The sequence below is a fragment of the Pseudoduganella sp. R-34 genome (genome assembly GCF_049904655.1).
Classification (GTDB): Bacteria; Pseudomonadota; Gammaproteobacteria; order Burkholderiales; family Burkholderiaceae_D; genus Rugamonas.
Genome location: NZ_CP184572.1, coordinates 4,243,584 through 4,269,932 on the forward strand (window position 1 = coordinate 4,243,584; position 26,349 = coordinate 4,269,932).

General features: G+C 63.7%; 19 protein-coding genes. 15 read left to right on the forward strand and 4 right to left on the reverse strand.

Annotated elements, in window-relative coordinates; genetic code table 11:
* Positions 1–68: 68 nt before the first annotated feature.
* Entirely contained in the window at positions 69–950 is an 882-nt protein-coding gene (ypfJ, locus tag ACN9MW_RS19340) for a KPN_02809 family neutral zinc metallopeptidase (RefSeq protein WP_426162112.1), read from the forward strand.
* Here the strand turns inward: ypfJ and ACN9MW_RS19345 are convergent, their stop codons facing one another.
* Positions 951–1,523, reverse strand: a complete 573-nt coding sequence (locus tag ACN9MW_RS19345; RefSeq protein ID WP_426162113.1) for a hypothetical protein — start codon at positions 1,521–1,523, stop codon at positions 951–953.
* A 62-nt stretch (positions 1,524–1,585) separates the two neighbouring features.
* On the opposite strand from ACN9MW_RS19345, the gene ACN9MW_RS19350 reads away from it, so the two are divergent.
* The 4 genes from ACN9MW_RS19350 (at position 1,586) to ACN9MW_RS19365 (ending at position 10,681) form a co-directional block, all read left to right on the forward strand.
* Positions 1,586–3,670: a prolyl oligopeptidase family serine peptidase gene (locus ACN9MW_RS19350; protein ID WP_426162114.1), complete on the forward strand. Its 2,085-nt coding sequence runs from the start codon at positions 1,586–1,588 to the stop codon at positions 3,668–3,670.
* Between the two features lie 148 nt (positions 3,671–3,818).
* On the forward strand, positions 3,819–4,661 hold the full coding sequence (locus ACN9MW_RS19355) for a transposase (RefSeq protein WP_426162116.1): 843 nt from the start codon (positions 3,819–3,821) through the stop codon (positions 4,659–4,661).
* Between the two features lie 249 nt (positions 4,662–4,910).
* A complete protein-coding gene (locus tag ACN9MW_RS19360) occupies positions 4,911–9,806 on the forward strand; it encodes a HAMP domain-containing protein (protein ID WP_426162117.1) in 4,896 nt (1,631 codons plus the stop codon).
* Positions 9,806–10,681: a CheR family methyltransferase gene (locus ACN9MW_RS19365; protein ID WP_426162118.1), complete on the forward strand. Its 876-nt coding sequence runs from the start codon at positions 9,806–9,808 to the stop codon at positions 10,679–10,681. Before ACN9MW_RS19360 ends, ACN9MW_RS19365 begins: the two co-directional genes overlap by 1 nt.
* Here ACN9MW_RS19365 and ACN9MW_RS19370 read toward each other — a convergent pair.
* Entirely contained in the window at positions 10,647–11,552 is a 906-nt protein-coding gene (locus ACN9MW_RS19370; RefSeq protein ID WP_426162119.1) for an AEC family transporter, read from the reverse strand. The genes ACN9MW_RS19365 and ACN9MW_RS19370 overlap by 35 nt on opposite strands.
* Before the next feature lie 117 nt (positions 11,553–11,669).
* Between ACN9MW_RS19370 and ACN9MW_RS19375 the strand changes: the two genes are divergently transcribed.
* Positions 11,670–12,536, forward strand: coding sequence for a LysR substrate-binding domain-containing protein (locus ACN9MW_RS19375; protein WP_426162120.1), 867 nt, complete (start codon positions 11,670–11,672; stop codon positions 12,534–12,536).
* On the opposite strand, the gene ACN9MW_RS19380 is transcribed toward ACN9MW_RS19375, so the two are convergent.
* Complete coding sequence (locus ACN9MW_RS19380) at positions 12,533–14,758, reverse strand: alpha-galactosidase (RefSeq protein WP_426162121.1); 2,226 nt, start codon at positions 14,756–14,758, stop codon at positions 12,533–12,535. The two genes, ACN9MW_RS19375 and ACN9MW_RS19380, sit on opposite strands and share 4 nt — an antisense overlap.
* A 212-nt stretch (positions 14,759–14,970) precedes the next feature.
* On the opposite strand from ACN9MW_RS19380, the gene ACN9MW_RS19385 reads away from it, so the two are divergent.
* The 5 genes from ACN9MW_RS19385 (at position 14,971) to ACN9MW_RS19405 (ending at position 21,893) form a co-directional block, all read left to right on the forward strand.
* On the forward strand, positions 14,971–17,307 hold the full coding sequence (locus tag ACN9MW_RS19385) for a TonB-dependent receptor (RefSeq protein WP_426162122.1): 2,337 nt from the start codon (positions 14,971–14,973) through the stop codon (positions 17,305–17,307).
* Positions 17,308–17,373: 66 nt separating this feature from the next.
* Positions 17,374–20,016: an ATP-binding protein gene (locus ACN9MW_RS19390; protein WP_426162123.1), complete on the forward strand. Its 2,643-nt coding sequence runs from the start codon at positions 17,374–17,376 to the stop codon at positions 20,014–20,016.
* Positions 20,017–20,165: 149 nt separating this feature from the next.
* Positions 20,166–20,420: a hypothetical protein gene (locus tag ACN9MW_RS19395; RefSeq protein ID WP_426162125.1), complete on the forward strand. Its 255-nt coding sequence runs from the start codon at positions 20,166–20,168 to the stop codon at positions 20,418–20,420.
* Complete coding sequence (locus tag ACN9MW_RS19400; RefSeq protein WP_426162126.1) at positions 20,404–21,282, forward strand: DUF692 domain-containing protein; 879 nt, start codon at positions 20,404–20,406, stop codon at positions 21,280–21,282. Before ACN9MW_RS19395 ends, ACN9MW_RS19400 begins: the two co-directional genes overlap by 17 nt.
* 2 nt (positions 21,283–21,284) lie before the next feature.
* Positions 21,285–21,893: a hypothetical protein gene (locus ACN9MW_RS19405; RefSeq protein ID WP_426162127.1), complete on the forward strand. Its 609-nt coding sequence runs from the start codon at positions 21,285–21,287 to the stop codon at positions 21,891–21,893.
* On the opposite strand, the gene ACN9MW_RS19410 is transcribed toward ACN9MW_RS19405, so the two are convergent.
* Entirely contained in the window at positions 21,779–22,690 is a 912-nt protein-coding gene (locus ACN9MW_RS19410; RefSeq protein WP_426162129.1) for a LysR family transcriptional regulator, read from the reverse strand. The two genes, ACN9MW_RS19405 and ACN9MW_RS19410, sit on opposite strands and share 115 nt — an antisense overlap.
* 128 nt (positions 22,691–22,818) lie before the next feature.
* Here ACN9MW_RS19410 and ACN9MW_RS19415 point away from each other — a divergent pair, with 128 nt between their 5' ends.
* Genes ACN9MW_RS19415 through ACN9MW_RS19430 form a run of 4 tightly spaced genes read left to right on the forward strand, consistent with a single transcriptional unit; the run spans position 22,819 to position 26,339 of the window.
* The gene (locus tag ACN9MW_RS19415) at positions 22,819–23,685 is read left to right on the forward strand and encodes an alpha/beta fold hydrolase (protein ID WP_426162130.1); all 867 of its coding nucleotides are present in this window, start codon (positions 22,819–22,821) and stop codon (positions 23,683–23,685) included.
* Between the two features lie 3 nt (positions 23,686–23,688).
* Positions 23,689–24,861, forward strand: a complete 1,173-nt coding sequence (locus ACN9MW_RS19420; RefSeq protein WP_426162131.1) for a substrate-binding domain-containing protein — start codon at positions 23,689–23,691, stop codon at positions 24,859–24,861.
* A gap of 13 nt (positions 24,862–24,874) precedes the next feature.
* Positions 24,875–25,624, forward strand: coding sequence for an ABC transporter ATP-binding protein (locus tag ACN9MW_RS19425; RefSeq protein ID WP_426172244.1), 750 nt, complete (start codon positions 24,875–24,877; stop codon positions 25,622–25,624).
* Positions 25,617–26,339 (forward strand): ABC transporter ATP-binding protein, encoded by a 723-nt coding sequence (locus ACN9MW_RS19430; RefSeq protein ID WP_426162132.1) that lies wholly within the window; start codon positions 25,617–25,619, stop codon positions 26,337–26,339. The genes ACN9MW_RS19425 and ACN9MW_RS19430 overlap by 8 nt, the downstream gene beginning before the upstream one ends.
* The last annotated feature ends 10 nt before the right edge of the window (positions 26,340–26,349 follow it).

The following is a 26,349-nucleotide window of genomic DNA, read 5'->3' on the forward strand; positions in this document are numbered from 1 at the left end:
CATTCTACGTGCGCCTGCCCCGCGCACCAATGCGTTACACTTAGCGAAAATAAACAAGGAGTTAAAAAATGCGTTGGGAAGGTAACCGGGAAAGCGATAACGTCGAAGATCACCGTGGCGATGGCGGCGGAGGCGGCGGCTTCGGTTTCGGCGGCCGATCGATCGGTATCGGCACAATCGTCGTTGCGCTGATAGGCGGCTGGGTGTTGGGCGTCAACCCCATGACCATCCTTGGCCTGTTGAGCGGCGGCGGTGGCCCGGCCCAGGTAAGCCAGCAGCAGCAACATCGCCCGCGTACCGAAGCCAACGACCGCGAATACAAATTGATGAAGGTCGTGCTGGCCGACACGGAAGACGTCTGGACGGACCTGTTCCGCCGCAACGGCGGCACCTACCAGATGCCCAAGATGAAGGTCTTCACCGGCGCGATCCAGACCGCCTGCGGCACCGGACGCTCGGCCACCGGGCCCTTCTACTGCCCGGGCGACCAGGACATCTACATCGACCTCGACTTCTTCCGCCTGCTGGAGCAGCGCTTCCGCGCCCCCGGCGAATTCGCGCAGGCCTACGTCGTGGCACACGAAGTCGGCCACCACGTACAGAACCTGATGGGCCTGAGCGACAAGGTGCATAACGCCCAGCGCAATGCCTCCGAACGCCAGGCCAATGCCCTGTCGGTGCGGCTGGAACTGCAGGCCGACTGCTTCGCCGGCGTCTGGGCCTACCACGCCAACCGCGCGCGCAGCATCATCGAAAAAGGCGACGTGGAAGCAGCGCTGAACGCCGCCACCGCCATCGGCGACGACGCGCTGCAAAAGCAGGCAGGCGGCGAAGTGATGCCTGACTCCTTCACCCACGGCAGCTCGGCACAGCGCGTGCGCTGGTTCAACCGCGGCATCGAATCGGGCGAAATCGCCCAGTGCAATACCTTTGAAGCCCGCCAGCTCTGATTATTGCGCCAGGTTGCCGACCAGGGGCGTCCGGTAATCCAGGTCTTTTTCTTCGAACCGCAGGACGCCCCTCGGCAAGTCGGCATGAATGAAGACTTCGCTGTACTGAGCTTCCGAACCATCGCCCTGGAAGAAGAACTTCATCCTGGTCGGGGCAGTGTGCATCAGCGCCGGGTCGCTGCCCAGGCCCACCACTTCAGCCTCGACGCTCGCTTTTGCCTGCCGGCCGGCTGCGTCCAGTCCATACAGCCGCGCCAGCGCAGCAACGAACCGGTCGGTATCGCCGCCCGTGCTTACAAAGCGACCGCTCCCCCAATACACCCACTGCTCCGAGCCATCGAGCTGCCTGGCCTCCCAGTTCGGGTGGAACTCGACGGCAAAGCCGAGCGGCTGCCCATCCAGGCTGCCCAGCACCACTACGCAACGCGTTCCATCCTTGAGCTGTTCAACTTTTTGTACCGGAAACTCAAAGTCGACAAACCCTTCCTCCTGCACGACCTTGACCTCTGGCGCGGCGGCGTGTGACGCAACCGCGGGCACTCCCTGGGCAGCAGTGACAATGGACTTCTTCAATTCGGTCTCCAGAAAAAAACGATTAGTGTAGAGTAATCGGATTCCAAGAAACAGGAGCAGCAATGCCTTCGTATCGAAAAATGGCGTCTGGAGTAGTACTGGGGCTGGCGGCTGCCGGCGGCGCGCACGCGCAGAAAGCAGATCCCTACCTTTGGCTGGAAGACGTCGGCGGCGACAAGGCGCTGGCCTGGGTCAAGGAGCAAAATGCCGTCGCCCTGAAAGAACTGCAGGCGCAGCCCGATTATCCCGGCATCCACGAACGCCTGAAGACCATCCTCAATTCCAAAGAGCGCATCCCCTACGTCACCAGACACGGCGACTACTTCTACAACTTCTGGCGCGACGCACAGCACACGCGCGGCATCTGGCGCCGCACCACGCTGGAGCAATATCAGAAGGCCGAGCCGCAATGGGAGACCGTGCTCGACATCGACAAGCTGGCCGCCGATGAAAACGAAAACTGGGTATGGCACGGCGTCTCCTGCCTGTACCCGAAAGGCGAACAATGCCTGGTACAGCTATCGCGCGGCGGCGGCGATGCGCACGTGGTGCGCGAATTCGACGTTGCCACGCGCCGCTTCGTGAGTGAAGGTTTCAACCTGCCCGAAGCGAAAAGCGATATCGGCTGGATCGACGCCGACACCATCTTCGTCTCGACCGACTTCGGCGAAGGCAGCATGACCACTTCCGGCTACCCGCGCATCGTCAAGGAATGGAAGCGCGGCACCCCGCTGGAAGCCGCGCTCACGCTGTATGAAGCCAAGACCGAAGACCTTGGCGTTGGCGCCTACAAGGACTTCACCCCCGGCCATAGCTACCAGTTCATCAACCGCCAGATCGGCTTTTACGCCAGCGAGCTGTATGTGCGCGAGGGCGGCAAACTGGTCAAGATCGACAAGCCGGAAGACGCCAACGCCTACACTGTGCGCGACCAGTTGATCATCGACTTGCGCTCCGACTGGACTGTCAACGGCGCCACCTACAAGCAAGGCTCGCTGCTGGCGGCCGACTTCAAGCGCTTCATGGCCGGCGAACGGCGGTTCGAAGTCCTGTTCACGCCCACGCCAAGCAGCTCGCTCGACGGCGTTTCCGCCACCCGTTCGGCCATGCTGCTCAACGTGCTCGATAACGTAAAAAACCGCCTGATCGAAATGCGCCACGTGGACGGCAAATGGCAACGGCGCGAGGTCGACGCACCAGCCTTCGGCACGCTGGCGGTGCAGGCGCTCGACCCGATCGAATCGGACCAATACTTCCTGACGGTGACGGACTTCCTGACCCCGACCACGATGTACCTGGCCCACGCCGGCAACGACGAACGGACTTCGCTGAAGTCCCTGCCCGCCTACTTCGACGCCAAGCCCTACACAGTGCAGCAGCACATGGCCATATCGAAGGACGGCACCAAGGTGCCGTATTTCGTCCTGATGAACAAGAAGGCCAGGCTGAACGGAAAGAATCCCACGGTCATGTACGGCTACGGCGGCTTTGAAGTATCGATGAAGCCCTTCTACAGCGGCACCACCGGCGAAGCATGGCTCAAGCAAGGCGGTGCTTACGTGCTGGCCAACATCCGCGGCGGCGGTGAATTCGGCCCGCGCTGGCACCAGGCCGCGCTGAAGGAACACCGCCAGCGCGCCTTCGACGACTTCATCGCCGTCGCACAAGACGTCATCAAGCGCAAGATCAGCAGCCCGCGCCACCTCGGCATCATGGGCGGCAGCAATGGCGGCCTGCTGGTCGGCGCCGCGCTGACCCAGCGCCCCGACCTGTTCAACGCCGTGGTCTGCCAGGTGCCGCTGCTGGACATGCAGCGTTACAGCAAGCTGCTGGCCGGCGCCTCCTGGATGGGTGAATATGGCGACCCCGACGACCCGGCGCAGTGGGCCTATATCAGCCAATACTCCCCGTACCAGAACGTATTCAAGGACAAGCACTATCCGCGCGTCCTGTTCACCACCTCCACCCGCGACGACCGTGTCCATCCCGGCCACGCGCGCAAGATGGTGGCCAAGATGAAAGACCAGGGTCACGACGTGCTGTACTGGGAAAACACCGAAGGCGGCCACGCCGGCGCCGCCAACAACGACCAGCAAGCCCAGATGTGGGCATTGACCTATGCCTTCCTCCTCAAGCAGTTGAAATAAATTCGGGGTCAGGTCTGTCATTTGGACAGTCGCTACACACCTTTGATCAATATCAAAACACCCGCCTCGAAATGTCCGCTGGCGGGTGTTCTTCAATTTATTGCGCCATCGCAATTATGGGTAATGGAAAGCGGCATATGCTCTTTCCATGAACCGGCCACTCAGAATCGAACTCAGCGACGCGCTGTACCACGTCACGGCACGCGGAGACCGCAAAGACCGCATTTTTCGGTCTGATAGTGATCGGCTGACCTGGCTTACGCTATTAGGCGAGACCTGTGACCGCTTCAATTTTGGCGTGCTGGCTTACTGCCAAATGGGCAATCATTTTCACATCTTGCTTGAGACCGTTGACGGGCATCTCTCGCGCGGCATGCGACACCTGAACGGAAGCTACTCGCAGTACTTCAACCGCGCTCACGGGCTTGTCGGGCACGTGTTTCAGGGACGCTTCAAGGCGATCCTCTGCCAACGCGAGCTGTACATGAAGGAAGTGGCGCGGTACATCGAACTCAACCCGGTGCGCGCGAACATGGTGCAATGCCCATCTTATTGGCTTTGGAGCAGCTATAACGCAACTATGGGTGTGGTTGACGGACCGGTTTGGCTGCGCTCCGAAGCTCTGCTCGCACATTTCAATAGCAATAAGCATGATGCGCGGCAAGCCTACAAGGAATTCGTTGCCGCTGGCATTGGGGGACCCAGTCCCCTTGCTACTGTCTCCAATCAGCTCATGCTTGGAGACGAAGAATTCTGCGCCCGCGTTGTGGGTAGTCGCGCGGAAGGCAACTTGATGGAGCTAAAGCGGACCCAACGGCGCGCACTTGCAGGGCCCTTGCAACAATACTTCGCTACATACCGGGATCCCAAGGAAGCGATGGCCCGCGCCTACCGCTCCCTCGCCTATTCAATGCCAGAGATTGCCCGGTATGCACGAGTTTCTGTCAAAACGGTCAGTCGCGCAATCAACGCGTTCGAACGGACGTATTGAGAAAAATCAAAGGTGCGTGCTGGCTGTCCAAATGACAGACCTGACCCCGAATTTTGCCCCCGAATTTCGCCGCCCAATCGTGCGCGTTGGAAAATTGCACGTGGTTATGCTTAGTAAAATGTTTCCCGGCGCGTTGCATAGTTGACAAAGTGAAGCTTTTTGTCACGTTTGTACTTGACTGTCGCCCCCTGCCGGAGTGACATTAAGCCTTCCCCCCGCATTCCACCTTCATACCTGAGGTAGCGTCGAATGAACGACATGACCGAACTGCCGGAAGAGTTGGACCTCAAGCTCATCCTGTCCACCCTGATGGCCCTGAAAAAAGGCGATTTTTCCGCGCGCTTACCCTCCGATTGGACCGGCGTCTCGGGCAAGATCGCCGATACCCTCAACGACATCATCGAAACCAATGAACGAATGGTGAAGTCGGTGACCGAGGTTAGCCGCGTGGTGGGCCGCGAAGGCCGCCTGACGCAGCGGGCAACCGTCCATGTCTCGGGCGGCTGGGCGACCATCATCAGCGCGGTCAATACGCTGATTGATGACCTGGTCCGCCCGACCACTGAAATGGCGCGCGTGATCGGCGCTGTGGCGAAGGGCGACCTGTCGCAAACCATGGCGCTGGAGGTGGACGGCCATCCGCTGAAGGGCCAGTACCTGCGCGCGGCCATGACCGCGAATACCATGGTGGAGCAGTTGACGTCCTTCTCTTCCGAGGTGACCCGCGTGGCGCGGGAGGTCGGTACCGAGGGCAAACTGGGCGGCCAGGCGCAGGTGAAAGGCGTGGCCGGCACCTGGAAGGACTTGACCGACTCCGTGAACTCGATGGCGGGCAACCTGACCTCCCAGGTGCGCAATATCGCGGAGGTGACGACCGCCGTGGCGAACGGCGACCTGTCCAAGAAGATTACGGTGGACGTGCGCGGCGAGATCCTGCAGCTGAAGGACACCATCAACGTGATGGTGGACCAGCTGCGTTCCTTCGCGTCCGAAGTGACCCGCGTGGCGCGTGAGGTGGGTACCGAGGGCAAGCTGGGCGGCCAGGCTTACGTGCCGGGCGTGGGCGGCACCTGGAAGGATTTGACAGATAACGTGAACTTCATGGCGTCCAACCTGACGGGCCAGGTGCGCAACATCGCGGCGGTGACGACCGCGGTGGCGAACGGCGACCTGTCCAAGAAGATTACCGTGGACGTGAAGGGCGAGATCCTGGAACTGAAAAACACCATCAACGTGATGGTGGACCAGCTTTCCTCCTTCGCTTCCGAGGTGACCCGCGTGGCGCGCGAAGTGGGTACCGAGGGCAAGCTGGGCGGGCAGGCGCAGGTGAAAGGCGTGGCCGGCACCTGGAAAGACTTGACCGACTCGGTGAACTCGATGGCGGGCAACCTGACTTCCCAGGTGCGTAATATCGCGGAGGTGACGACCGCCGTGGCGAACGGCGACTTGTCCAAGAAGATTACCGTGGACGTGAAGGGCGAGATCCTGGAACTGAAGAACACCATCAACGTGATGGTGGACCAGTTGAACTCCTTTGCATCGGAAGTGACCCGCGTGGCGCGTGAGGTGGGTACCGAGGGCAAGCTGGGCGGCCAGGCTAACGTGTCCGGTGTCGGCGGCACCTGGAAGGACTTGACCGACAACGTGAACTTCATGGCGTCCAACCTGACGGGCCAGGTGCGTAACATCGCGGAGGTGACGACCGCGGTGGCGAACGGCGACCTGTCCAAGAAGATTACCGTGGACGTGAAGGGAGAGATCCTGGAACTGAAAAACACCATCAACGTGATGGTGGACCAGCTTTCCTCCTTCGCATCCGAAGTGACCCGCGTGGCGCGCGAAGTCGGCACCGAGGGCAAGCTGGGCGGCCAGGCTTATGTGCCGGGCGTGGGCGGCACCTGGAAGGACTTGACCGACAACGTGAACTTCATGGCGTCGAACCTGACGGGCCAGGTGCGTAATATCGCGGCGGTGACCACCGCCGTGGCGCGCGGCGACCTGTCGAAGAAAATTACCGTGGACGTGAAGGGCGAGATCCTTGAGCTGAAAGACACCATCAACGTGATGGTGGACCAGCTGTCTTCCTTCGCGTCGGAAGTGACCCGCGTGGCGCGCGAGGTGGGCACCGAGGGCAAGCTGGGCGGCCAGGCCAACGTGTCCGGCGTGGCCGGTACGTGGAAGGACTTGACCGAGAACGTGAACCAGCTTGCGGCCAACCTGACCAACCAGGTGCGCGCCATTGCGGAAGTGGCAACCGCCGTGACGCGCGGCGACTTGTCCCGTTCCATCCAGGTGGAAGCGCGCGGCGAGGTGTCCTACCTGAAGGACAACATCAACGAGATGATCCGCAACCTGAAGGAAACCACGCAGAAGAATGCGCAGCAGGACTGGCTGAAAACCAACCTGGCGCGCTTCACCCGCCTGCTGCAGGGCCAGCGCGACCTGCAGGCGGTGACAAAGCTGATCCTGTCCGAGCTGGCGCCGCTGGTGTCGGCCCACCACGGCGTGTTCTACATGATGGACTCGCAACTGGCCGACGCCCGCCTGCGCATGATCGCCAGCTACGGCTACCGCTCTTCGCGCAAGCTGCCGACTTCCTTCCTGCCGGGCGAAGGCCTGGTGGGCCAGTGCGCGCTGGAGAAAGTGCGCATCTGGCTGACCGATGTGCCGCGCGATTACATCGTGGTGAGCTCGGGCCTGGGCGCGGCGCCGCCGACCAATATCGTGGTGCTGCCTATCCTGTTCGAGCAGCAGGTGAAGGCGGTGATCGAGATCGCTTCGCTGGACCGCTTCACCGAAACCCACCTGTCCTTCCTCGACCAGCTGATGGAGTCGATCGGCGTGGTGCTGAATACCATCGAGGCAAACAGCCGGACCGAATCGCTGCTGACCCAGTCGCAGTCGCTGGCGCAGGAGCTGCAACAGACCAACCAGGAACTCGCGGAAAAGGCCCGCCTGCTGTCCGAACAGAACATCGAGGTGGAGCGCAAGAACCGCGAGGTGGAACAGGCGAAACTGGCGCTGGAGGAAAAGGCGACCCAGCTGGCCCTGTCGTCCAAGTACAAGTCCGAGTTCCTGGCGAATATGTCGCACGAGCTGCGCACGCCTTTGAATTCGCTGCTGATCCTGGCGCAGCAACTGGGCGACAACCCGGAAGGCAACCTGTCCGGCAAGCAGGTGGAGTTCGCAAAGACCATCCACGGCTCCGGCTCCGACTTGCTTACCTTGATTAACGACATCCTGGACCTGTCGAAGATCGAATCCGGTACCGTCACGCTGGACGTGTCGGAATACCGCTTCGCCAACCTGCGCAGCTATGTGGAGCGCACCTTCCGCCACATGGCGGAGGCCAAGCACCTGGGCTTCACCGTGGAACTTGGCGGCAACCTCCCGGCCTCCCTGATGACCGATACCACGCGCCTGCAGCAAGTGCTGAAAAACCTGCTGTCCAACGCCTTCAAGTTCACCAACCACGGCCAGGTATCGCTGGGCATCGCGCTGGTGCAAAGCGGCTGGAGCGCCGACCATCCGAACCTGGGCAATGCCGACGCCGTGCTGGCCTTCTCGGTCAGCGACACCGGCGTCGGCATCGCAGCCGACAAGCTGCAATTGATCTTCGAGGCCTTCCAGCAGGCTGACGGTTCCACCGCCCGCAAATACGGCGGCACGGGCCTGGGCCTGTCGATTTCGCGCGAACTGGCGCGCCTGCTGGGTGGCGAGATCCGGGTGGAATCCACCGTGGGCGCGGGTTCGACTTTCACGCTGTTCCTGCCGTATAACCGCTCCGGTTTCGTGTACTACGAAACGGCACGCCAGCCGGCCATGCCGCGCCTGCCCGCGCCGGCAGCAACCTCCACGCCGATCGTGGCAACGCCGGCCGTTGTGTACGCGCAGCCGCAGCAACAGCAGGAAGTCGAGCCGGACGAGCAAATCTACGGTTCGACCATTGACGACCGGGGCCTGACCACTCCGGGCGATCCATCAGTGCTGATCGTCGAGGATGACGAGCGCTTTGCCAAGGTGGTGCTGGACTTCGCGCGCGAAAAGAACTTCAAGGGCATCGTGACCCACCAGGGCGACTGGGCCCTGAGCCTGGCGCGCGACTACCTGCCTTCCGCCATCCTGCTTGACCTGGACCTGCCGGACATCGATGGCTTCACCGTGCTGGAGCGCCTGAAACGCGACCCGAGCACCCGCCATATCCCGGTGCATGTGATGTCCAGCCTGCGCGAACGCGAGCGTGCGCTGCGCTCCGGCGCCATCTCCTACCTGAACAAGCCGGTCAGCAAGGAGGACCTGAACGAGGAGTTCATGCGTATCCAGCGCTTCCTGATCGGCGGCAAGCGCAACCTGCTGGTGGTGGATGACGAGGAAAACCAGCGCGATGCCATCGTCAAGCTGATCGGCGACACCGACGTCGACATCACGGCCGTCGGCACCGGCCAGGACGCCCTGGCTGCGCTGCATGCCTCGCACTTCGACTGCATGGTGCTGGACCTGACGCTGCCCGACATCAGCGGTTTCGAGCTGCTGGACCTGATCGGCAAGGACCAGCGCCTGCGCGACCTGCCGATCGTGATCAACACCGCCAAGGAATTGAACCGCAAGGAAGTGGCAAAGCTGAAGCGCTACGCCAAGACCATCGTCATCAAGGACGCCCGTTCGCCGGAGCGACTGCTCGACGAAACCGCCCTGTTCCTGCACCGTTCGCAGGCCAACCTGCCGGAAGCCCAGCGCCGCATGCTGGAGGAAGTGCATGCTGCCGATGCCGGCCTGGCGGGGCGCAAGGTGCTGATCGTCGACGACGACCTGCGCAACATCTTTGCCCTGTCGTCGCTGCTGGAGCGCCAGCAGATGCTGGTTTCCTTCGCCGAGAATGGGCGCGACGGCATCGAAGTGCTGGAACGAGATCCAAGCATCGAGATCGTCCTGATGGACATCATGATGCCGGAAATGGACGGCTACGACACCATGCGCGCCATCCGCCGCATCCCCAAATTCCGCTCGCTGCCGATCATCACGCTGACGGCGAAGGCAATGAAGGGGGACCGCGACAAGTGCATTGCTGCCGGCGCTTCGGACTACATCACCAAGCCGGTCGATGTGGCGCAGCTGCTGTCGCTGATGCGGGTCTGGCTGCACTGATGGGCGCCAACGGAGAACTGCGCCGCAACACGGCGCCGGAGCTGGAAGAACTCGAACTGGAGCTGCTGCTGGAAGCGCTGGTGCGCCGCTTCGGTTTCGATTTCCGCTTGCACGAGCGCGCGCCGCTGAAGCAAAAGGTGCTCGCCTTCATGCAGCAGTGCGGCCTGGCTACGCTGTCGCAGGTGCAGGACCAGGTCCTGCACGATCCGGCAACGTCCAGCGCCCTGCTGCGCGCCCTGCACGTGCCGCCCGCGGCGCTGTTCGACAATCCTGCGGAAGCGCTCATGCTGCGCGAGGCCGCCGAGCATTCCCTGCGCGGCGCCGCCCTGCCCCGCGTCTGGCTGGCCGATTGCGCCGGCGCGGGCCAGGCCTGGACGCTGGCCATCATACTGGCCGAAATGGGCCTGCTGTCCCACGCCGAAATTTATGCCACCGTCGCCAGCGACGAGATGCTGGACGAAGCGGCATCGGCCTGGCTGCCGGAAGGTGAGCTCGAAGGGGCGCAGGAAAGCTACCAGCAGGCCGGCGGAAAGGGGCGGCTGGCCAATTACTTCAACGTGCAGGGAGGACGCGCGATGCTGGCGCCATCGCTGCGCAGCCACATCACCTGGGCCCAGTACAACCTTGTCACGGACGCCTCGTTCAACGAATTCAACCTGATCGCCTGCCAGCGCGCCCTGCCCGACTTCGGCCCCCTGCTGCGCCAGCGCGTGCTGCAGCTATTCCACGACAGCCTGGTTCCCTTCGGCACCCTTGGCCTCGACCGGGAGATTGCCCCGGACGAGCCGCTTGCTGGCGCCTACCAGGCCCTGGAACCGGGCCAGCCCTGGTATAAGCGCGTCATGTGGCAAGCGCCAATATCGCCAGCAGGCTGATTGCGGACAACAGGGTTTGCAGCGAGATGATGCCGGCCATGAGATGGCCGTCTCCGCCCATTTTCCGCGTCAGTACATAGGAAGTTGGCGCCGTTGGCAAGGCAAAGAACAGCACCATGATTGCCGTCTCGGTGCCGGTCAGCTTGAGCAAGCGCGCGCTCAGCCAGGCCACCAGCGGAACCAGCAACAGCCGCGCCGCGCTGTTTGAAACCATTGCGGCGAGCTGGCCGCGCAGCTCGCTGGGCTTCAAAGCGGCTCCCACGCACAAGAGGCCGAGGGGCAGGCTGGAACCGGACAGCAATGCCAGCAGGCGATCCGCGCCCCAATCCAGGTGCAATCCGGTGAGATTCAGGCACACTCCGGCCAAGCAGGACAGGATCAATGGATTCTTTGCAAGGGCAACGGCGAGCGACTTGAGGTTCACGCCACTGTCGGCCGACAGGGCCAGGACGGACAACACATTCACGGTAGGCACCAGCAAGGCAAGCAGGACACTCGCCAGCAGCATGCCTTGCTTGCCATACAAGCTGCCGACGGTTGCCAGGCCAAGGTAGGTGTTGAACCTCAGGATACCTTGCAACATGACGCCAAAACGCGCGGCAGGCCAGCCTTTCAGCGCTCGGAAAAACAGCAATCCCGCGCCGCATGCCAACAAGGCCAGCATCGTCGCCGCGAGCAGCCGGGGCAAGGCCGGGTTGTCCAATGGCGCAGCCGCCAGGCTGCCAAACAGCAGGGCGGGAAACAGGATGAAATAGTTGAAGCGTTCTGCGCCCGGCCAGAAGCCCTCACCGGGAAAACCTGCTTGCTTCAAATAGTAGCCAGCCACGATCAGTAAAAACAGCGGCCAAAGCGATACCAGGATAGTGCTCATTGCGAAAACAAGTGTTGTTGCGAACAGTGGCTTATCGTATTCTTCATCAAATTCATCCACAATTGAATTTGATTTCAATACCGGCCAATGCCCTCTCCTACACTTCGTCAACTCGAATTGCTTCTGGCGCTCGTGTCCTCGGACGGCATCGCCGGCGCCGGCGCCAAGCTTGGCATGTCGCCCTCGGCCACCAGCCATGCACTGCGCGCGCTGGAAACTGCGCTCGGCACCGAGCTGGTCGACCGTAATGCGCCTGGCATGGCACTTACCTATACCGGCAAACAAGTCTTGCCCCACGTACGCGACGTCTTCGCTTCACTCCAGCTGGCGCAGGCAACGGCGCTGGCTGGGGCGGAGCTCAGGACAGGGCTGCTGCGCCTGGGTTCCTTCGGGGCCAGCGCAACGATCAGGGTCCTGCCGCCGCTACTGGAGCGCTTCAAGGCGCGCTATCCCGGCGTGGAGGTCGTTGTCACGGAAAAGCCTGACGAGCAAACCTCGCAGGACCTGGTCGAACGTCGCCTGGAGCTGGCCGCGCTCACGCTTCCCAAACGGGACTTCGATACGCAAACCCTGGCCGTCGACGAACTGGTAGCAGTCCTGCCTTCCAGGCATCCCCTGGCGCGGCTGGAAACCGTGCCGCTCAAGGCGATGACGAGCGAGCCATTCATCCTGACGCGCGCAGGTTCGCAAGCCCTGGTCACGAGACTGTTTGAAAAGAACGGCTTGCGCCCGCAAACCAGTTACGAACTGGTTCAGCTCATGTCCATCCTTGAACTGGTCGCGAGCGGGAAAGGCATCTCGATACTGGCAAGGCTGGCGCTTCCGCAATACTATGAAGGCGTGGTCCTGCGCCCCATCGTTCCTGGCGCATCCAGGCGCATTGGGCTGGCCTGCCTCGATGAGAGCCGGCTTTCGCCGGTCGCAAGGGCTTTCTGGCAAGAGGCTCGCCGTTACCAGGCGAGCCTCAAGCGCAGCCCCGCTTAGGACACGGCCTCCAGCACGAACGCAGCAGCCTGGAAATCGCCCTCAAGCGCTACCTTCAATCCATGTCCCATCCAGTAGGCGCCGCTTGCCTTGGCAACGGTTCCTGCCGCCGCGGAGCCGGCGATCGGGCGCAGCGAGTAGACGGCGCTGGCGTCCAGTCCGCGCAGCTGGATCGTCTTTTGCGCAGAACGCAACATGCTGGAGTGCAGGAAGGCGAACAGCACGGCCTGTTTGCGGTCATGCGACACGGAGAGCGTGGCCGAGCGCGGCGAGCCGTTCCCCGGCGATACCAGGCGATAGAGGTTCCCAAGCTGGATCGTCGCGCGAACCTGCTTGTATGCTTCGACCAGGCGCCGGGCCTTGGCGAAATCCTCGTCCTGCCGGTGATTGAGGTTGGCGCCGATACCAAGCCCGCCCTGCATGGCCGACAGGAAGCGGTACTCCAGCGAAGTCACGCGCTTGTTCACGAAGTTCGGCGAATCCGTCACCCATGCCATCATCGCGGCAGGAGCATAGGCATGGCTGTATCCGTCCTGGATGACGAGGCGGTCGTACGGATCGGTATTGTCCGAGGTCCAGACCTGTTCGGTGAGCTTCATGATGCCCAGGTCGACCCGGCCGCCGCCGCTGGCGCAGGATTCGATCTCAAGCTTCGGATGCCGGCGGCGCAGCCCGGCCAGCAGCTTGTACAGGTTGTCGACGTAGGCCACGTAAAGCCGCTGCTGGTCGTCCGGCGCCACTTCCGGCCAGCCGGGTTCCGACCAGGCGCGGTTATGGTCCCATTTCAGGTATTCGATATTGTGGCTGGAGAGCAGTGCATCCAGCACCTTCAGCAAGTGTTCGCAGACGTCCTTCCTCGCCAGGTTAAGCACCAGCTGGTTACGGGCCTCGGAGCGCTGCCGGCCGGGGAAATTGATGACCCAGTCGGGATGGGCGCGATACAGATCGCTGTCCGGATTCACCATTTCCGGCTCGACCCAGAGCCCGAACTGCATGCCCAGGCCATTCACGCGCTTGATCAGCGGCCCCAGGCCACTGGGAAACTTCTTCAGGTTGACCACCCAATCCCCAAGCCCGGCCTTGTCGCTGTCGCGCGCACCAAACCAGCCATCGTCTACCACAAAACGCTCGACGCCGATGCTGGCCGCTTTTTCGGCCAGCGCCACCTGCCCTGCTTCATTCACGTCAAAGAAGGTCGCTTCCCACGAGTTGTAAAGGACTGGCCGCAGGCGTGGCCTTGGCGCGTGCGGCAAGACCTTTTCTCGCTGGTAGCGATGGAATACGCGCGAAGCCCCGCCAAATCCCTCGTTGGAAAAGCCGGCATGGAAGACCGGCGACGCCAAGCTCTCCCCCTGCTTAAGGCGGTAGCTGAAGTCGAACGGGTTGTAGCCGGCAGTGGCATGCACCCCGCCCATGGCATCCATCTCGACGTTGATGCGCCAGTTGCCGCTCCAGCCCAGTGCTCCGAACCACACCGGGCCGGACTCTTCGCCGGTTGCGGCGCGGCTCACCGCAATCCATGGATTGATTTGGTGCGAGGTGACGCCCTTGCGGCTTTCCAGCACGAACGCGCCCGGCGTGATCGCGCGGGTCTGCAGCATGAATTCCCCGGCCCACCGGCCGGACAGGAAGTACAACCGGTAATCGTCGCTGTAAGGCAGGTTCAGGCAGGCAGCCGCCATTTGATCCACCTGAATCCAGTTGCCCGTCCGGTTTTCCACCACGGCGGAGCGCGCGAGGATCCCGGTCGCTTCGTCCATCGCGTAAGTCAAGGCGACGCGGACGGCCCGCTTCGCGTCCTGCAACTGCAGCACAAGGCTGTCTCCTTTGTCCTGATGGCCGGCATAGCGCAGGTCGAGGTCGCGCACGCCGTCGGGGAAGCGGACCTTCAATGCCGGCTCCGTTGTCAAGCCGCCACCAAATCCCGCAAACTCGTATGGCGTCAGGCCAGGCGCCATCTCGTTCGACGAATTGGCTTCGACCGGAACTGCCGCAGGAAGACTGTCGCTGGCAGCAAGCGCAGCGCCCCAATACAGCGATTGCACCTGCCCGCCGGCATTGATGCCAAACGCATAGGTGACGCCGCCGCCATCAAGGCGGAATACCCTGGTGGCCTGGTCGACCATCGCGCGGGCCCCGGCGCCACCGCCGAGTGCCATGCCCGCGGCACTGCCCAACAAGCCAAGGAACACCTTGCGCCGGGTTTCATTTGTTGCCGCCATCGTCCCTCCAGGATGCGTTTTTCGGCAGAGGATAGCAAGCAGCCAGGCCGCCGCGACGCAGCTATATCAGGACGGATTAGTTCTTTTTGAATTTGAAATATCACAACTGGCGATTCTGTGCAAAATTGCACAACGTGAGTGCAACCCTGTCAGTTTCGCACAGTTGGCAAAACATGCACACTCCTCGCATAACAAAACCTGAGGAGACTTTGATGCGCGTGTCGAAACACAATTTCATGCTGCGACGCTCGGCAGCAGCCGTGATGATGACGCTTCCCGCCATTTATTCCCACCCGGCCTTGGCGCAAAGCGCCGGCGGTGAGAAGGCCGAAGGCGGGATGGACCGGGTGATCGTTACCGCCCGCAAGCGCGAAGAGCTGATCCAGGACGTGCCGGGAGCCGTGACCGCGCTGTCCGGCGCCCAACTCGACAAGAAAGCGCTGCCCGACATCACCGCCCTGACCGACATCGTGCCCAATACCACGCTCAAGGCTTCGCGCGGCACAAACACCACCCTCACCGCCTTCATTCGCGGCATCGGCCAGCAAGATCCTGTTGCCGGTTACGAGCAAGGCGTCGGCATCTACCTGGACGACGTCTACCTGGCCCGCCCGCAAGGCGCCCTGACCGACATCTACGACCTGGAACGCATCGAAGTGCTGCGCGGCCCGCAAGGCACGCTGTACGGCCGCAACACCATCGGCGGCGCAGTCAAGTATGTGACCCGCAAGCTGTCCCCTAACCCGACTTTCGAAATCAAGGGGGCGCTTGGCAACTACAGCCAGCGCGACCTGGTCCTGAAAGGCAGCACCCCGGTCAGCGACATCCTGCGCATTGGCGGCACGGTTGGCACCTTCAATCGCGATGGCTTCGGCAAGAATGTGATCAACGGCCGCGAGAACTATAACAAGGACGTTAATGCCGCCCGCATCAGCGCGGAACTAGTGCCGAACAGCGACCTGTTCATCCGTCTCGCGGCGGATTACACCAAAGACGATTCCGAGCCAAAGCAAGGCTACCGCCTGCTGAATGGCCCGCCGCCGGGCAACGAACCGCCGCTGGAAGGCGCCTATGACACGCGCGCCAACCTGTACAAGGTGAATGGCCATGAGCAGCAGGTGACCACCAAGGGCGCCTCGCTGACCATCGACTACAACATCAATGCGGAAACCATGTTCAAGTCGGTCACCGCGCACCGTTCGTCCAGGTCCTACGCCCCGATCGACTTCGATTCCCTGAACGCGCCGCTGTGGGAAGCGCCCGCCATCTACAGCGACAAGCAGGACAGCCAGGAATTCCAGCTCACCTACACCGGCGCCAAATGGCAGGGCGTGGCCGGCCTGTTCTACATGAAGACCAATGCCTTCAACGAATTCGACGTGCTGTACAACGCGGCCGGCGGCCTGTCGCTGCTGACCCGCGACGATATCGATTCCAGGACCTGGGCCGTCTACGCGGACGCCAGCTATAGCGTATCCGACAACTTCAACGTCAGCATCGGCGGCCGCTGGACCGATGACGAGCGCGAAGCCGCCATCTACAAGCGCACCTACCTCGGCCTGGCCGGTTCGCCCAACCTGGGCAATCCCGCCGCCGTGGGGCTGGCGCCGAATACGGACCTCGGCAAGGGTGACTTGCACCGCAAGGACAGGAAGTTCACCCCGAAACTGGGCTTTGGCTGGAAGCTGTCGCCGGAACACAACGTGTACGGCAGCTACCAGAGCGGCTTCAAGGGCGGCATGTTCGATCCGCGGATGGACCTGACGGCAACCGGCGGCCCGAACACCCCGGCCTCGCTGGAGAAGCGCAAGGGCGTGAATCCGGAAGAAGTCGATACCGTTGAACTGGGCTTGAAATCGTCGCTGAACAGCGGCCGCCTGCAGACCAATGCGGCGGTGTTCTACACCGACTACAAGAACGTCCAGATCCCGGGCTCGATCCCGACTTTCAATGCACAAGGCCAGGTGAACGGTTTCGCCGGCACGCTGACCAACGCCGGCAAGGCCAAGATCAAGGGCCTGGAACTGGAAGCGATTGCCCGCGTGACCGATGGACTGTCGCTGAACGGCATGCTGAGCTACATCGATGCCGAGTACAAGGAATGGATGGTGGCCAGCGGCGCCACCCTGGTCAATGTGGCGCAAAGCGCGGAATTCCAGAACACGCCGAAAAAGTCGGCCAACCTGGGCGCGACCTATGAATGGCCGGTCAGCCTGTTCGGCCGTGGCGGCAACATGAGCTTCAACAACAGCCTGTCCTACAAGGACAAGGTGTACCAGGCCGAGATCGTGCGCCTGACCGGCATCGCCTCGATGGATGCACTGGTGCCGCAGAACCAGATGCTGGCCCAGGGCGGCTTCACGCTGTGGGATGCCGGCCTGGTATGGACCAGCGCCGACCGCCGCCTGCAAATCGGCCTGCACGGCCGCAACCTGACGGACAAGCGCTACAAGGTGGCCGGCTATGCCTTCGGCGGCTTCTTCAACACCGTCACCACCTACTACGGCGATCCGCGCACCTACAAGCTGACCGCTTCATACAAGTTCTGACGCACGTTACGATTGGTGAGAATCTCTTTGCGCTGACAGGAATATGATGGCAGTGAGGAGAGCCAGATGCTGCTCGAGCGCGAAAGGCAATTGCAGGATTTGCAGCGGCTTGCCAGCCGCGTTAGCTCAGGTGCGGGCGGGATGGCGCTGGTGCTGGGTGAAGCCGGCATCGGCAAGTCATCCCTGCTGCAAGCCTTTGCTGCCCCCTTGAAGGACGAGTTCTTCGTCTTGCAGGGCGCTTGCGAAGACCTGTCCACGCCGCGCGTGCTGGGCCCCTTGCGCGATTTTGCGCCCGCCCTGGGCCAGGACGTGGTGTCGGCCATCGACAACGCCGCCAGTCCCGACGTCCTGATGCCGATGCTGCTGGGCCACCTTGCCGCCCAACCGCGGCCGGTGCTGGTCATGTGCGAGGACCTGCACTGGGCCGACCAGGCCACGCTGGACCTGCTGAAATACCTGGCGCGCCGCATCGGCGGCCAGCACACCATGCTGCTGGCCAGCGCCCGCAACGACGAGCTGCCGCCCGACCATGCCTTCTGGCGCTGGGCGGGCGACTTGCCTCCCGCCAGCACCCAGCGCATCGACCTGCCGCCCCTGTCGCCGCAAGCGGTCGCCACTCTCGCGCGCGATGCCGGCTGCGATCCCTCCGAGCTATACCGCGTCACTTGCGGCAATCCCTTCTTCCTTTCCGAACTGCTGAGCGACTGCAACCGTTCGCCCGGCCATTTGCCGGCCTCGGTGCGCGACGCGGTCTGGGCCCGCACATCGCGCCTGGACGCACAGGTGCGCACCGTGCTGGAACTGGTCAGCGTCAGCCCCGTCGCACTGGAAGAGTGGCTGCTCGAAGCCCTGCTCGGCGAGGACGGGCACGATGCGATCGACTGCAGCGTGGACAGCGGCCTGCTGCAGCGCGCCAGCCCCGGCCTGTTGTCGTTCCGCCACGAGCTGGCGCGCCAGGCCTTGTTGAGCGGACTGCGCCCCGGCGCCACCCGCGCCCTGCACAAACGCCTGTGCAAAGCCCTGACCGAGCAGGCGCCGCCCCATGCGCGGGTCGAACTGGCGCGGCTCGTGCATCACGCAACCGGAGCGCAGGATGCGCACATGGTGCTGCAACTGGCGCCGCGCGCGGCACGCCAGGCGGCGCGCCTGGGCGCCCACAGGCAGGCGGCGGCCCACCTGGCCAGCGCACTGCAGTTCGTCGACGCGGTCGGCTGGACCGGCGAAGCTGCCCAGCTTTACGAGGACTGGGCTTACGAGGCGGGCCTGCTGCGCATCGACGAGCGCCTGATCGAGGCGCGGCAAAAGGCTATCGCCCTGTGGCAAAGCGTGGAGCGGCCGGACAAGGTCGGCCTGAACCTGCGCTGGCTGGCACGCACCCATTGGTACCGCGGCGAGGCAAAGGAAGCGGAACGCTACGGGCTGGAAGCGATCCGCACGCTCGAGCAACTGCCGAACAGCAAAGAGCTGGCCATGGCCTACAGCATGCGTTCGCAGCACCAGCTATTGCAGAACCATCCGGCGTCCGCCATCGAATGGGGCCGCCTGGCGCTGGAACTGGCTACCGCGCTGCACGACCATGACACGCGCGTCCATGCGCTGACCAATATCGGCAGCGCAAAGCTGTTCCTGGGCGACGACGGCGGCCAGCAAGACCTGGCCGACGGCTTGCAATGCGCCCTGGAACAGCACCTGCACGAACACGCGGCGCGCATCTATAGCAACTGGGTGGAATACGCTGTCGTGTTCAAGCAGTTTGCCCTGGCCGAACGCCTGCTGGCCGAGGGCCTCGCCTACCATCGCGAACATGAACTGGACGCCTGGGTGCACTACCTGACCGGCTGGCAGGCGCAGCTCCATCTCGACAAGGGTGAGTTCGCCCAGGCCGCCGCGCTGGCGCGGCAGGTGCTCGCCCTGCCCGACCTGAGCCTGGTGATGCGGCTGCCTGCCTTGACGGTACTCGGGCGGACCCTGTCGCGCCAGGGCGAACAGGATGCCGCACGCTGCCTGCAGGAAGCGCTGCAATGGGCGCGTGCCACCGGCGAATCGCAGCGCTTGCTGCCGGTGCTGCTGGCCCTTGCGGAAGCGGCCTGGCAAGTGCAGGACCTGGACAGTTGCCGGCGCTGGCTGGACGAGATCGGCCAGTTCGACCTGTCCGGCGTCAACGCCTGGGACCTGGCGGCAGTCGGCGCCTGGCGGCGCCGGGCGGCAATCGCCGTGGAAGGCGGGCCGGCAGGCTGGACACCGCCGCCGCGCGCCGCGGAAGCGGCCGGCAATGGGCAGGCTGCCTGCGACGCCTGGCTGGCATTGGGCCTGCCATTCGAAGCAGCGCTGGCCTTGCTCGACCTGCCCGGCGACGCGGCTGCGCAAGCCATGCCCAAGGCAGTCGCCCTGCTGGAACAGATCGGCGCCGCACCGGCGGCTGCGCTGGCGCGGCAGCGCGCCCGCGCCTGCGGCGCCCAGGCCCAGCTGCCGAAGCCGCGGCGCGGTCCCTACGCAGCAGCGCGCCAGCACCCGAGCGGCCTGACCCGCCGTGAAGCCCAGGTGCTGGAACTGTTGCTCGATGGCCTCAGCAACCTTGAAATCGCCCAGCGCCTGTGCCGTTCCGAACGCACCATCGAACACCACGTTTCAACCCTGCTCGGCAAGCTGGGCGCCACCACGCGCCTCGACTTGCTGCGCCGGCCGCCCACCTCGCTGCACAAAAACTAGGTGCTGGCGATCCGGAATCTGGGTGCCAGTACCAATTCGCCGCGCCTGTCCTCGGCCTAAAGTGACTCCCATGGAAAGCACGGGGCGCGGTCCATAGCCTGGTCCGAAGGGCCCGCCCCTCTTCAATACCGGACCGCCTGGAGATCGTCATGGAAGAACTGCGCCACACCAATTCCAAGAAAAACCATATCAAAATCGTCGTCAGCGAAGGCAAGGTCACCCTGGAAGAATTGCACAAGGCGCTCGATATCGCCGTGTCCCAGATGGTGCCGAAAGGCGGCTGCAACTGCGGCCTGACCGGCTTCGACCTGACTTTCCTGCGCGGCGACCCGTCGATCGGCCGCGTGCTGCGCGAGGTGCCGCACATCGAAGGCGCGGTGCTGGAACATGAACTCCGCGGCTGAATTGCCTGCGCACGACCCGCGCCCTGCCCTGGGCGTGGGCGTCAGCTATGAGGGGCGCGATCCGGCGTTGCTGGAGATGATGCTGCCGCACGTGGACATCATCGAAGTCACGCCGGAAACCATGTCGGTGGCCGATGGCGAGCGGATCTCGCTGGACAAGGGCATCCTGGCCGAACTGAAAAACATCGACCGCGAAAAAACCATCGTGGTGCATGGCGTCAGCCTGTCCATCGGCTCGCACGATGGCTGGTCGCCGACCTACCTGCACCTGCTCGACGAACTGATGGACCAGGTGCGGGTGCGCTGGCACAGCGAGCACCTTGGCTTTACGCGGGTCGACGGCGAACATCTCGGCATCATGCTGGCCATGCCGCGCACTGAGCAGGCAGCGGAGCTGGTGGCGCAGCGGGCCTGGTGCCTGCAGCAGCGCTACGGCTTGCCCTTCCTGCTGGAGAACATCGTGCACGTGGTGCCGGACTGCCCGGCCGACTACAGCGACGCCGGTTTCCTGAACGCGGTGGCGCGCGACAGCGGCTGCGGCCTGGTGCTGGACGTGTACAACCTGGAATGCGATGAACATAACCATGCGCTCGACATACAGGCCTTCCTCGCCGAACTCGATGGCCGCCACGTGAAGGAAGTGCACGTGGCCTGCGGCGTCAAGCACAACGGCCTGATGCTGGACGTGCATTCGCGCCTGCCGCGCCCCTGCACCATGGACCTGGCGCAGCAAGTGCTGCAGCAGGTCGCGACCGAGGCGGAAGTGATCGTGTACGAATTCATGCCGGAGGCGGTGCCCGGCCTGGGCAACGCAGCCATCGCCAACACCCTGCAGCAAATGCGGCAACGAAAATGGAGGTAGACATGGACCTGGCCAGCCACCAGCGCATCCTGCTTGGCCTGATGCGCGCCACTTACCAGCCCGGGCCCGGCGACGCGCCCTATTTCCACCGGGTTGCCGATTCCCCCGACCTGCAGGAAGCGCGCGGCAATGTGCTGCTGTGGCGCATCTACGTGCTCGAACGCAGCTGCGTGCTGACCGTCGAATTGCTGCGCCAGGCCGGCTTGCTGGAGAAAGCGCTGCAAGCCTTCATCCGGCAGGAGAACATCTCGCCGTTCCGCGAGTACCAGCCGCTGGCCTTCCTTGGCTTCCTGGCCGGGCATGAAGACCCGCTGGTGGTCTCCGTGTCCCAGTTCGAACTGGCGCTGATGAAGGTGCGCGAAGGCGACCCTTGCCGCTACATGGTGGACTGGAGCTACGACCCGGCGCCCATTCTGCAGGCGCTGGCGCAACGGGCGCCGCTGCCGGACCGGGCCGATCCAGACTTGCACCGGATCGAGATTTCGGGTGAGCTGCCCTATTTGTTCGAGATGAAAAGGCTGGCGCGCGATTCGGCAAACGAGCGGAGCAAGTTCCAGACCGCCCTGACGCGCGGCAGCCGGTACAAGTCGACGGGCGCCACCAGCCAGTAGGCGCGCTCGACGAATACCTCGTCCTGCAACACCGGCACCAGGCGGCCGTCCGTTGCCATGTAAGGCGGCGCCATCATCAGGCCCAGGCCGGCGGCGGCAGCTTCGGCCTGGGCCAGCATGCCCGTGCAGCACAGGCGGCGGCGCGGGTTGACGCCCAGTTCATCAAGGAAGTTCAGCTCGTTGCTGGCCAGGCGGTCCTGCACGTAGTCGACAAAGTCATGGCCGGCCAGGTCGCTGCGTTTCTGGATCGGCGGGTGGCGGGCCAGGTAGTCAGGCGAACCGTGCACGTACAGCCGGAAGGACGCCAGGCGCGTCACCATGTAGCGTCCGGTGTTGGGCGCGTCGAGCGTCACGCCCAGGTCGGCTTCGCGGCTGGCCAGGTTTGCAAAGCGCGGCTGGACCAGCAGATCGACCGACAGCTCGGGATAATCCTGCAGGAATTGCGCCAGCAGCGGCGTGATGAAGCGCACCCCGAGCGCTTCGGGCACCCCAAGGCGCACCACGCCGCGAATCGCGACTTCGGTGCCGGACAACTGGCCTTGCGCGGCCAGCACTGCGCTTTCCATCGCTTCCGCATGGGGCAGCACCGCGTGGCCCATTTCGGTCAGTTCATAGCCCTCGCGCGAGCGATCGAACAGGGTGGCGCCCAGTTGCTGCTCCAGGCGGTCGATGCGGCGCGAGACGGTGGTGTGCTCCACTTCCAGCCGGCGCGAGGCGCCGGACAAGGTGCCGGAGCGCGCCAGCTCAAGGAAGAAGCGCAGGTCAGTCCATTCGGGCAGGGTTTTCATGCGGCCCATTGTGCATCATTTTCCCTCGCTGTAGTGTTGCTGTGCAAAATTGCACACACAGTGGGCGCGGCCTCCGGTTCCCGCGCCGATGCATTTCTTGCACACTGCACGCTCCTGCAACGCTGCCCACGAGGACCATGTATTCCGAGATCAGCTACACCAGCGACGATGGCCTGCGCCTGTATGCGCGCGACTACCCTGCCGCCAGCGGCCCCGCGCGCCTGCCCGTGATCTGCATCCACGGCCTGACGCGCAATTCGGCCGACTTTGAAGACGTCGCGCCATGGATTGCGGCCCAGGGCCGGCGCGTGATCGCCGTCGATGTGCGCGGCCGCGGCAATTCCGAATACGACTCCCAGCCCGACCGTTACACGCCCATGGTGTACGCCAACGACGTCGTCAAGCTGGCGCACGACCTGGGCATCGAGCGCGCCGTCTTCATCGGCACATCGATGGGGGGGCTGATCACCATGACCCTGGCCTTGCGCAAGTCGGCGCTGATCGCGGCGGCGGTCCTGAACGACGTCGGCCCGACCCTGTCGGAACGCGGCCTGTCGCGCATCCGCGGCTATACCGGCAAGGGCGAACAGTTCACGAGCTGGCAGCAGGCGGCGGACTACATCGGCGGCATCAACGCGGTCGCCTTCCCCGGCAACACGGCGCAGGAGTGGGAGCGCTGGGCGCGCCGGGCCTTCCGTGAAGAAGGCAACGGCACCCTGGCCATGCGCTACGACCCGAACATCGCCGTGCCGATCCGCGCCAACAAGCTGCGCTCGACCTCGATGGCCGCGCACTTTGCCTTCCGCCGGCTGGCCCGGCGCCGTCCCACCATGCTGATACGCGGCGCCCTTTCCGACCTGATCGAGCCGGCCCAGGCCAACGCCATGCGTGCTGCAGCACCGCGCATGATGTATGCTGAGGTGCCCGACGTCGGCCACGCGCCGATGCTGTCCGAGCCCGCCGCGCAAGAGGCGCTGCGCAACTTCCTCGCCAGTGTGGACTGATCGATGACAAAGCTGATTGCCCTGTTGCTTGCATTGGCGCCGCTCCTGGCCGGCGCCCAGGAACTGAAGGTCGCCCTCATCGCCGGCAAAACCGGCATCCTGGAGCCCTACGCCAGGGAGACCGAGACCGGCTTCATGATGGGACTTGAATACCTGACCGGCGGCAGGATGGAAATCAACGGCCGCAAGCTGAAGGTCTTTGTCAAGGACGACCAGAGCAAGCCGGACCTGGGTCGCACCCTGCTGGCCGAGGCCTATGGCGACGACAAGGTCGACATCGCGGTAGGCACCAGTTCCTCCGGGTCCGCCATCGCCATGCTGCCCATCGCGGCGGAATACAAGAAGGTCCTGGTCGTGGAGCCGGCCGTGGCCGACGCGATCACCGGCGCCAAATGGAACAAGTACATCTTCCGCACTGCGCGCAATTCCATGCAGGACGGCCTGGCTGCCGCCACCACCTTCAAGCAAGGCAGCGTGGCTTTCCTGGCCCAGGACTATGCCTTCGGAAAGGACGCCGTGGCGGCCGCGCGCGAGGCCCTCAGGCTGACCGGCTCCAAAGCCCACATCGTGCACGAGGAATTCGCGGCGCAGAACGCGACCGACTTCACCGCCCCGGCCCAGCGCCTGTTCGACAAGCTGAAGGATGCGCCGCAGCCGCGGGTATTGCAGATCATCTGGGCCGGCCCGAATCCGATGAACAAGATCGCCGACATGAAGCCGGAACGCTACGGTATCACGCTGGCTCCCGGCGGCAACATCCTGCCGGTGCTGAAGACGTGGAAATCGTTCGCCGGCACCGAAGGCACGATTTATTACTACTACGCCTTCCCGAAGAACAGGATGAACGACTGGTTCGTGGCCGAGCACCGGAAGCGGCACGGGAAACCGCCGGACATGTTCACGGCGGGCGGCTTCACGGCAGCCAGCGCCGTCTACACCGCCCTGGCCAAAACGGGCGGCGGCGACACGCAGAAGATGATTGCCGCCATGGAAGGCATGGAGTTCGATACGCCGAAGGGAAAAATGAGTTTCCGCAAGGACGACCACCAAGCCATGCAAGCGATGTACCACTTCCGCATCAAGAAAGACCAGAAGGACGAATGGGATTTGCTGGAACTGGTGCGTGAGATTCCGGCTTCCGAATTGCCGGTCCCGATCAAGAACAAGCGGCGCTGAAACGATGACTCCACTGCTGTCAACACGCGGCCTGACGATCCGCTTCGGCGGCCACACGGCCGTCGACAACGTCAGTGCCGACTTCCATGCGGGCCAGCTGACCGTGATCGTCGGCCCGAATGGCGCCGGCAAGACCACCTATTTCAACCTCATGTCGGGCCAGTTGCCGGCAACCGGCGGCCAGGTGCTGCTACGGGGCGAAGACATCACGCGCAGCGGTCCGGCCGCACGCACCCGCAAGGGCATCGGCCGCGCCTTCCAGCTCACCAACCTGTTCCCTCACCTGCCGGTGCACGAGAACGTGAGGCTGGCGGTGCAGTCGCGCGCCAATGCCGGCATGAAGCTGTGGTCGATCTGGTCCAGCCACAAGGAACTGATCGATCGCGCCGACCATTACCTGGGTCGCGTGGCGCTGGCGGCGCGGCGCGATACGCCGGTAGCCGCGCTGTCGCACGGCGACAAGCGCAAGCTGGAAGTGGCCATCATGCTCGCGCTGGAGCCGGAAGTGATGATGTTCGACGAACCGACCGCCGCCATGAGCGTGGACGAAGTGCCGGTGGTGCTGGACCTGATCCACCAGGTCAAGGCGCAGCGCAACAAGGCCGTGCTGCTGGTGGAACACAAGATGGACGTGGTGCGCGCCCTGGCCGATCGCATCATCGTGTTGCACAACGGCGCCCTGGTGGCGGACGGCGAGCCCGCTGCCGTCATGTCGTCCGCCATCGTGCAGGAAGCTTACCTGGGGACCGCAAGCCATGAATGAGGCCTTGCTCAAACTGTCCGGCGTGCACACGCACATCGGCGAATACCACATCCTGCAAGGCGTCGACCTGGCCGTGCCGCGCGGCGGCCTGGCGGTCCTGCTGGGTCGCAACGGCGCCGGCAAGACCACCACGCTGCGCACCATCATGGGACTGTGGCAGGCCAGCGCCGGCCAGATCGAATTCAACGGCCGCGACATCGGCAAGCTGCGCACGCCCGATATCGCACAGGCGGGCATCGCCTACGTGCCGGAGTCGATGGCTGTGTTCAGCGACCTGACCGTGCGCGAAAACCTCTACCTTGCGGCGCGTAGCGGCCCGATGGATACGGCGCGGCTGCAGTGGATCTTCTCCTTCTTCCCGGCGCTGGAAAAATTCTGGCATTACCCGGCTGGTAAGCTGTCCGGCGGCCAGAAGCAGATGGTTGCCATTGCACGCGCCATCATCGAGCCGCGCGAGCTGCTGCTGATCGATGAGCCGACCAAGGGCCTGGCGCCGGCCATCATCAAGAACCTGGCCGACGCGATCCGCCAGCTCAAGGGCCAGTCCACGGTGCTGCTGGTGGAGCAGAACTTCAACTTCGTGCGCCAGCTCGGCGACACCGTGGCCGTGATGGACGACGGCCGCATCGTGCACAGCGGCGCCATGGCCGAACTGGCCGCCGACCGCGCCTTGCAAGAGCGCCTGCTCGGCCTGGCCCTCGATTCACACCAATAAGGAGCCGCAC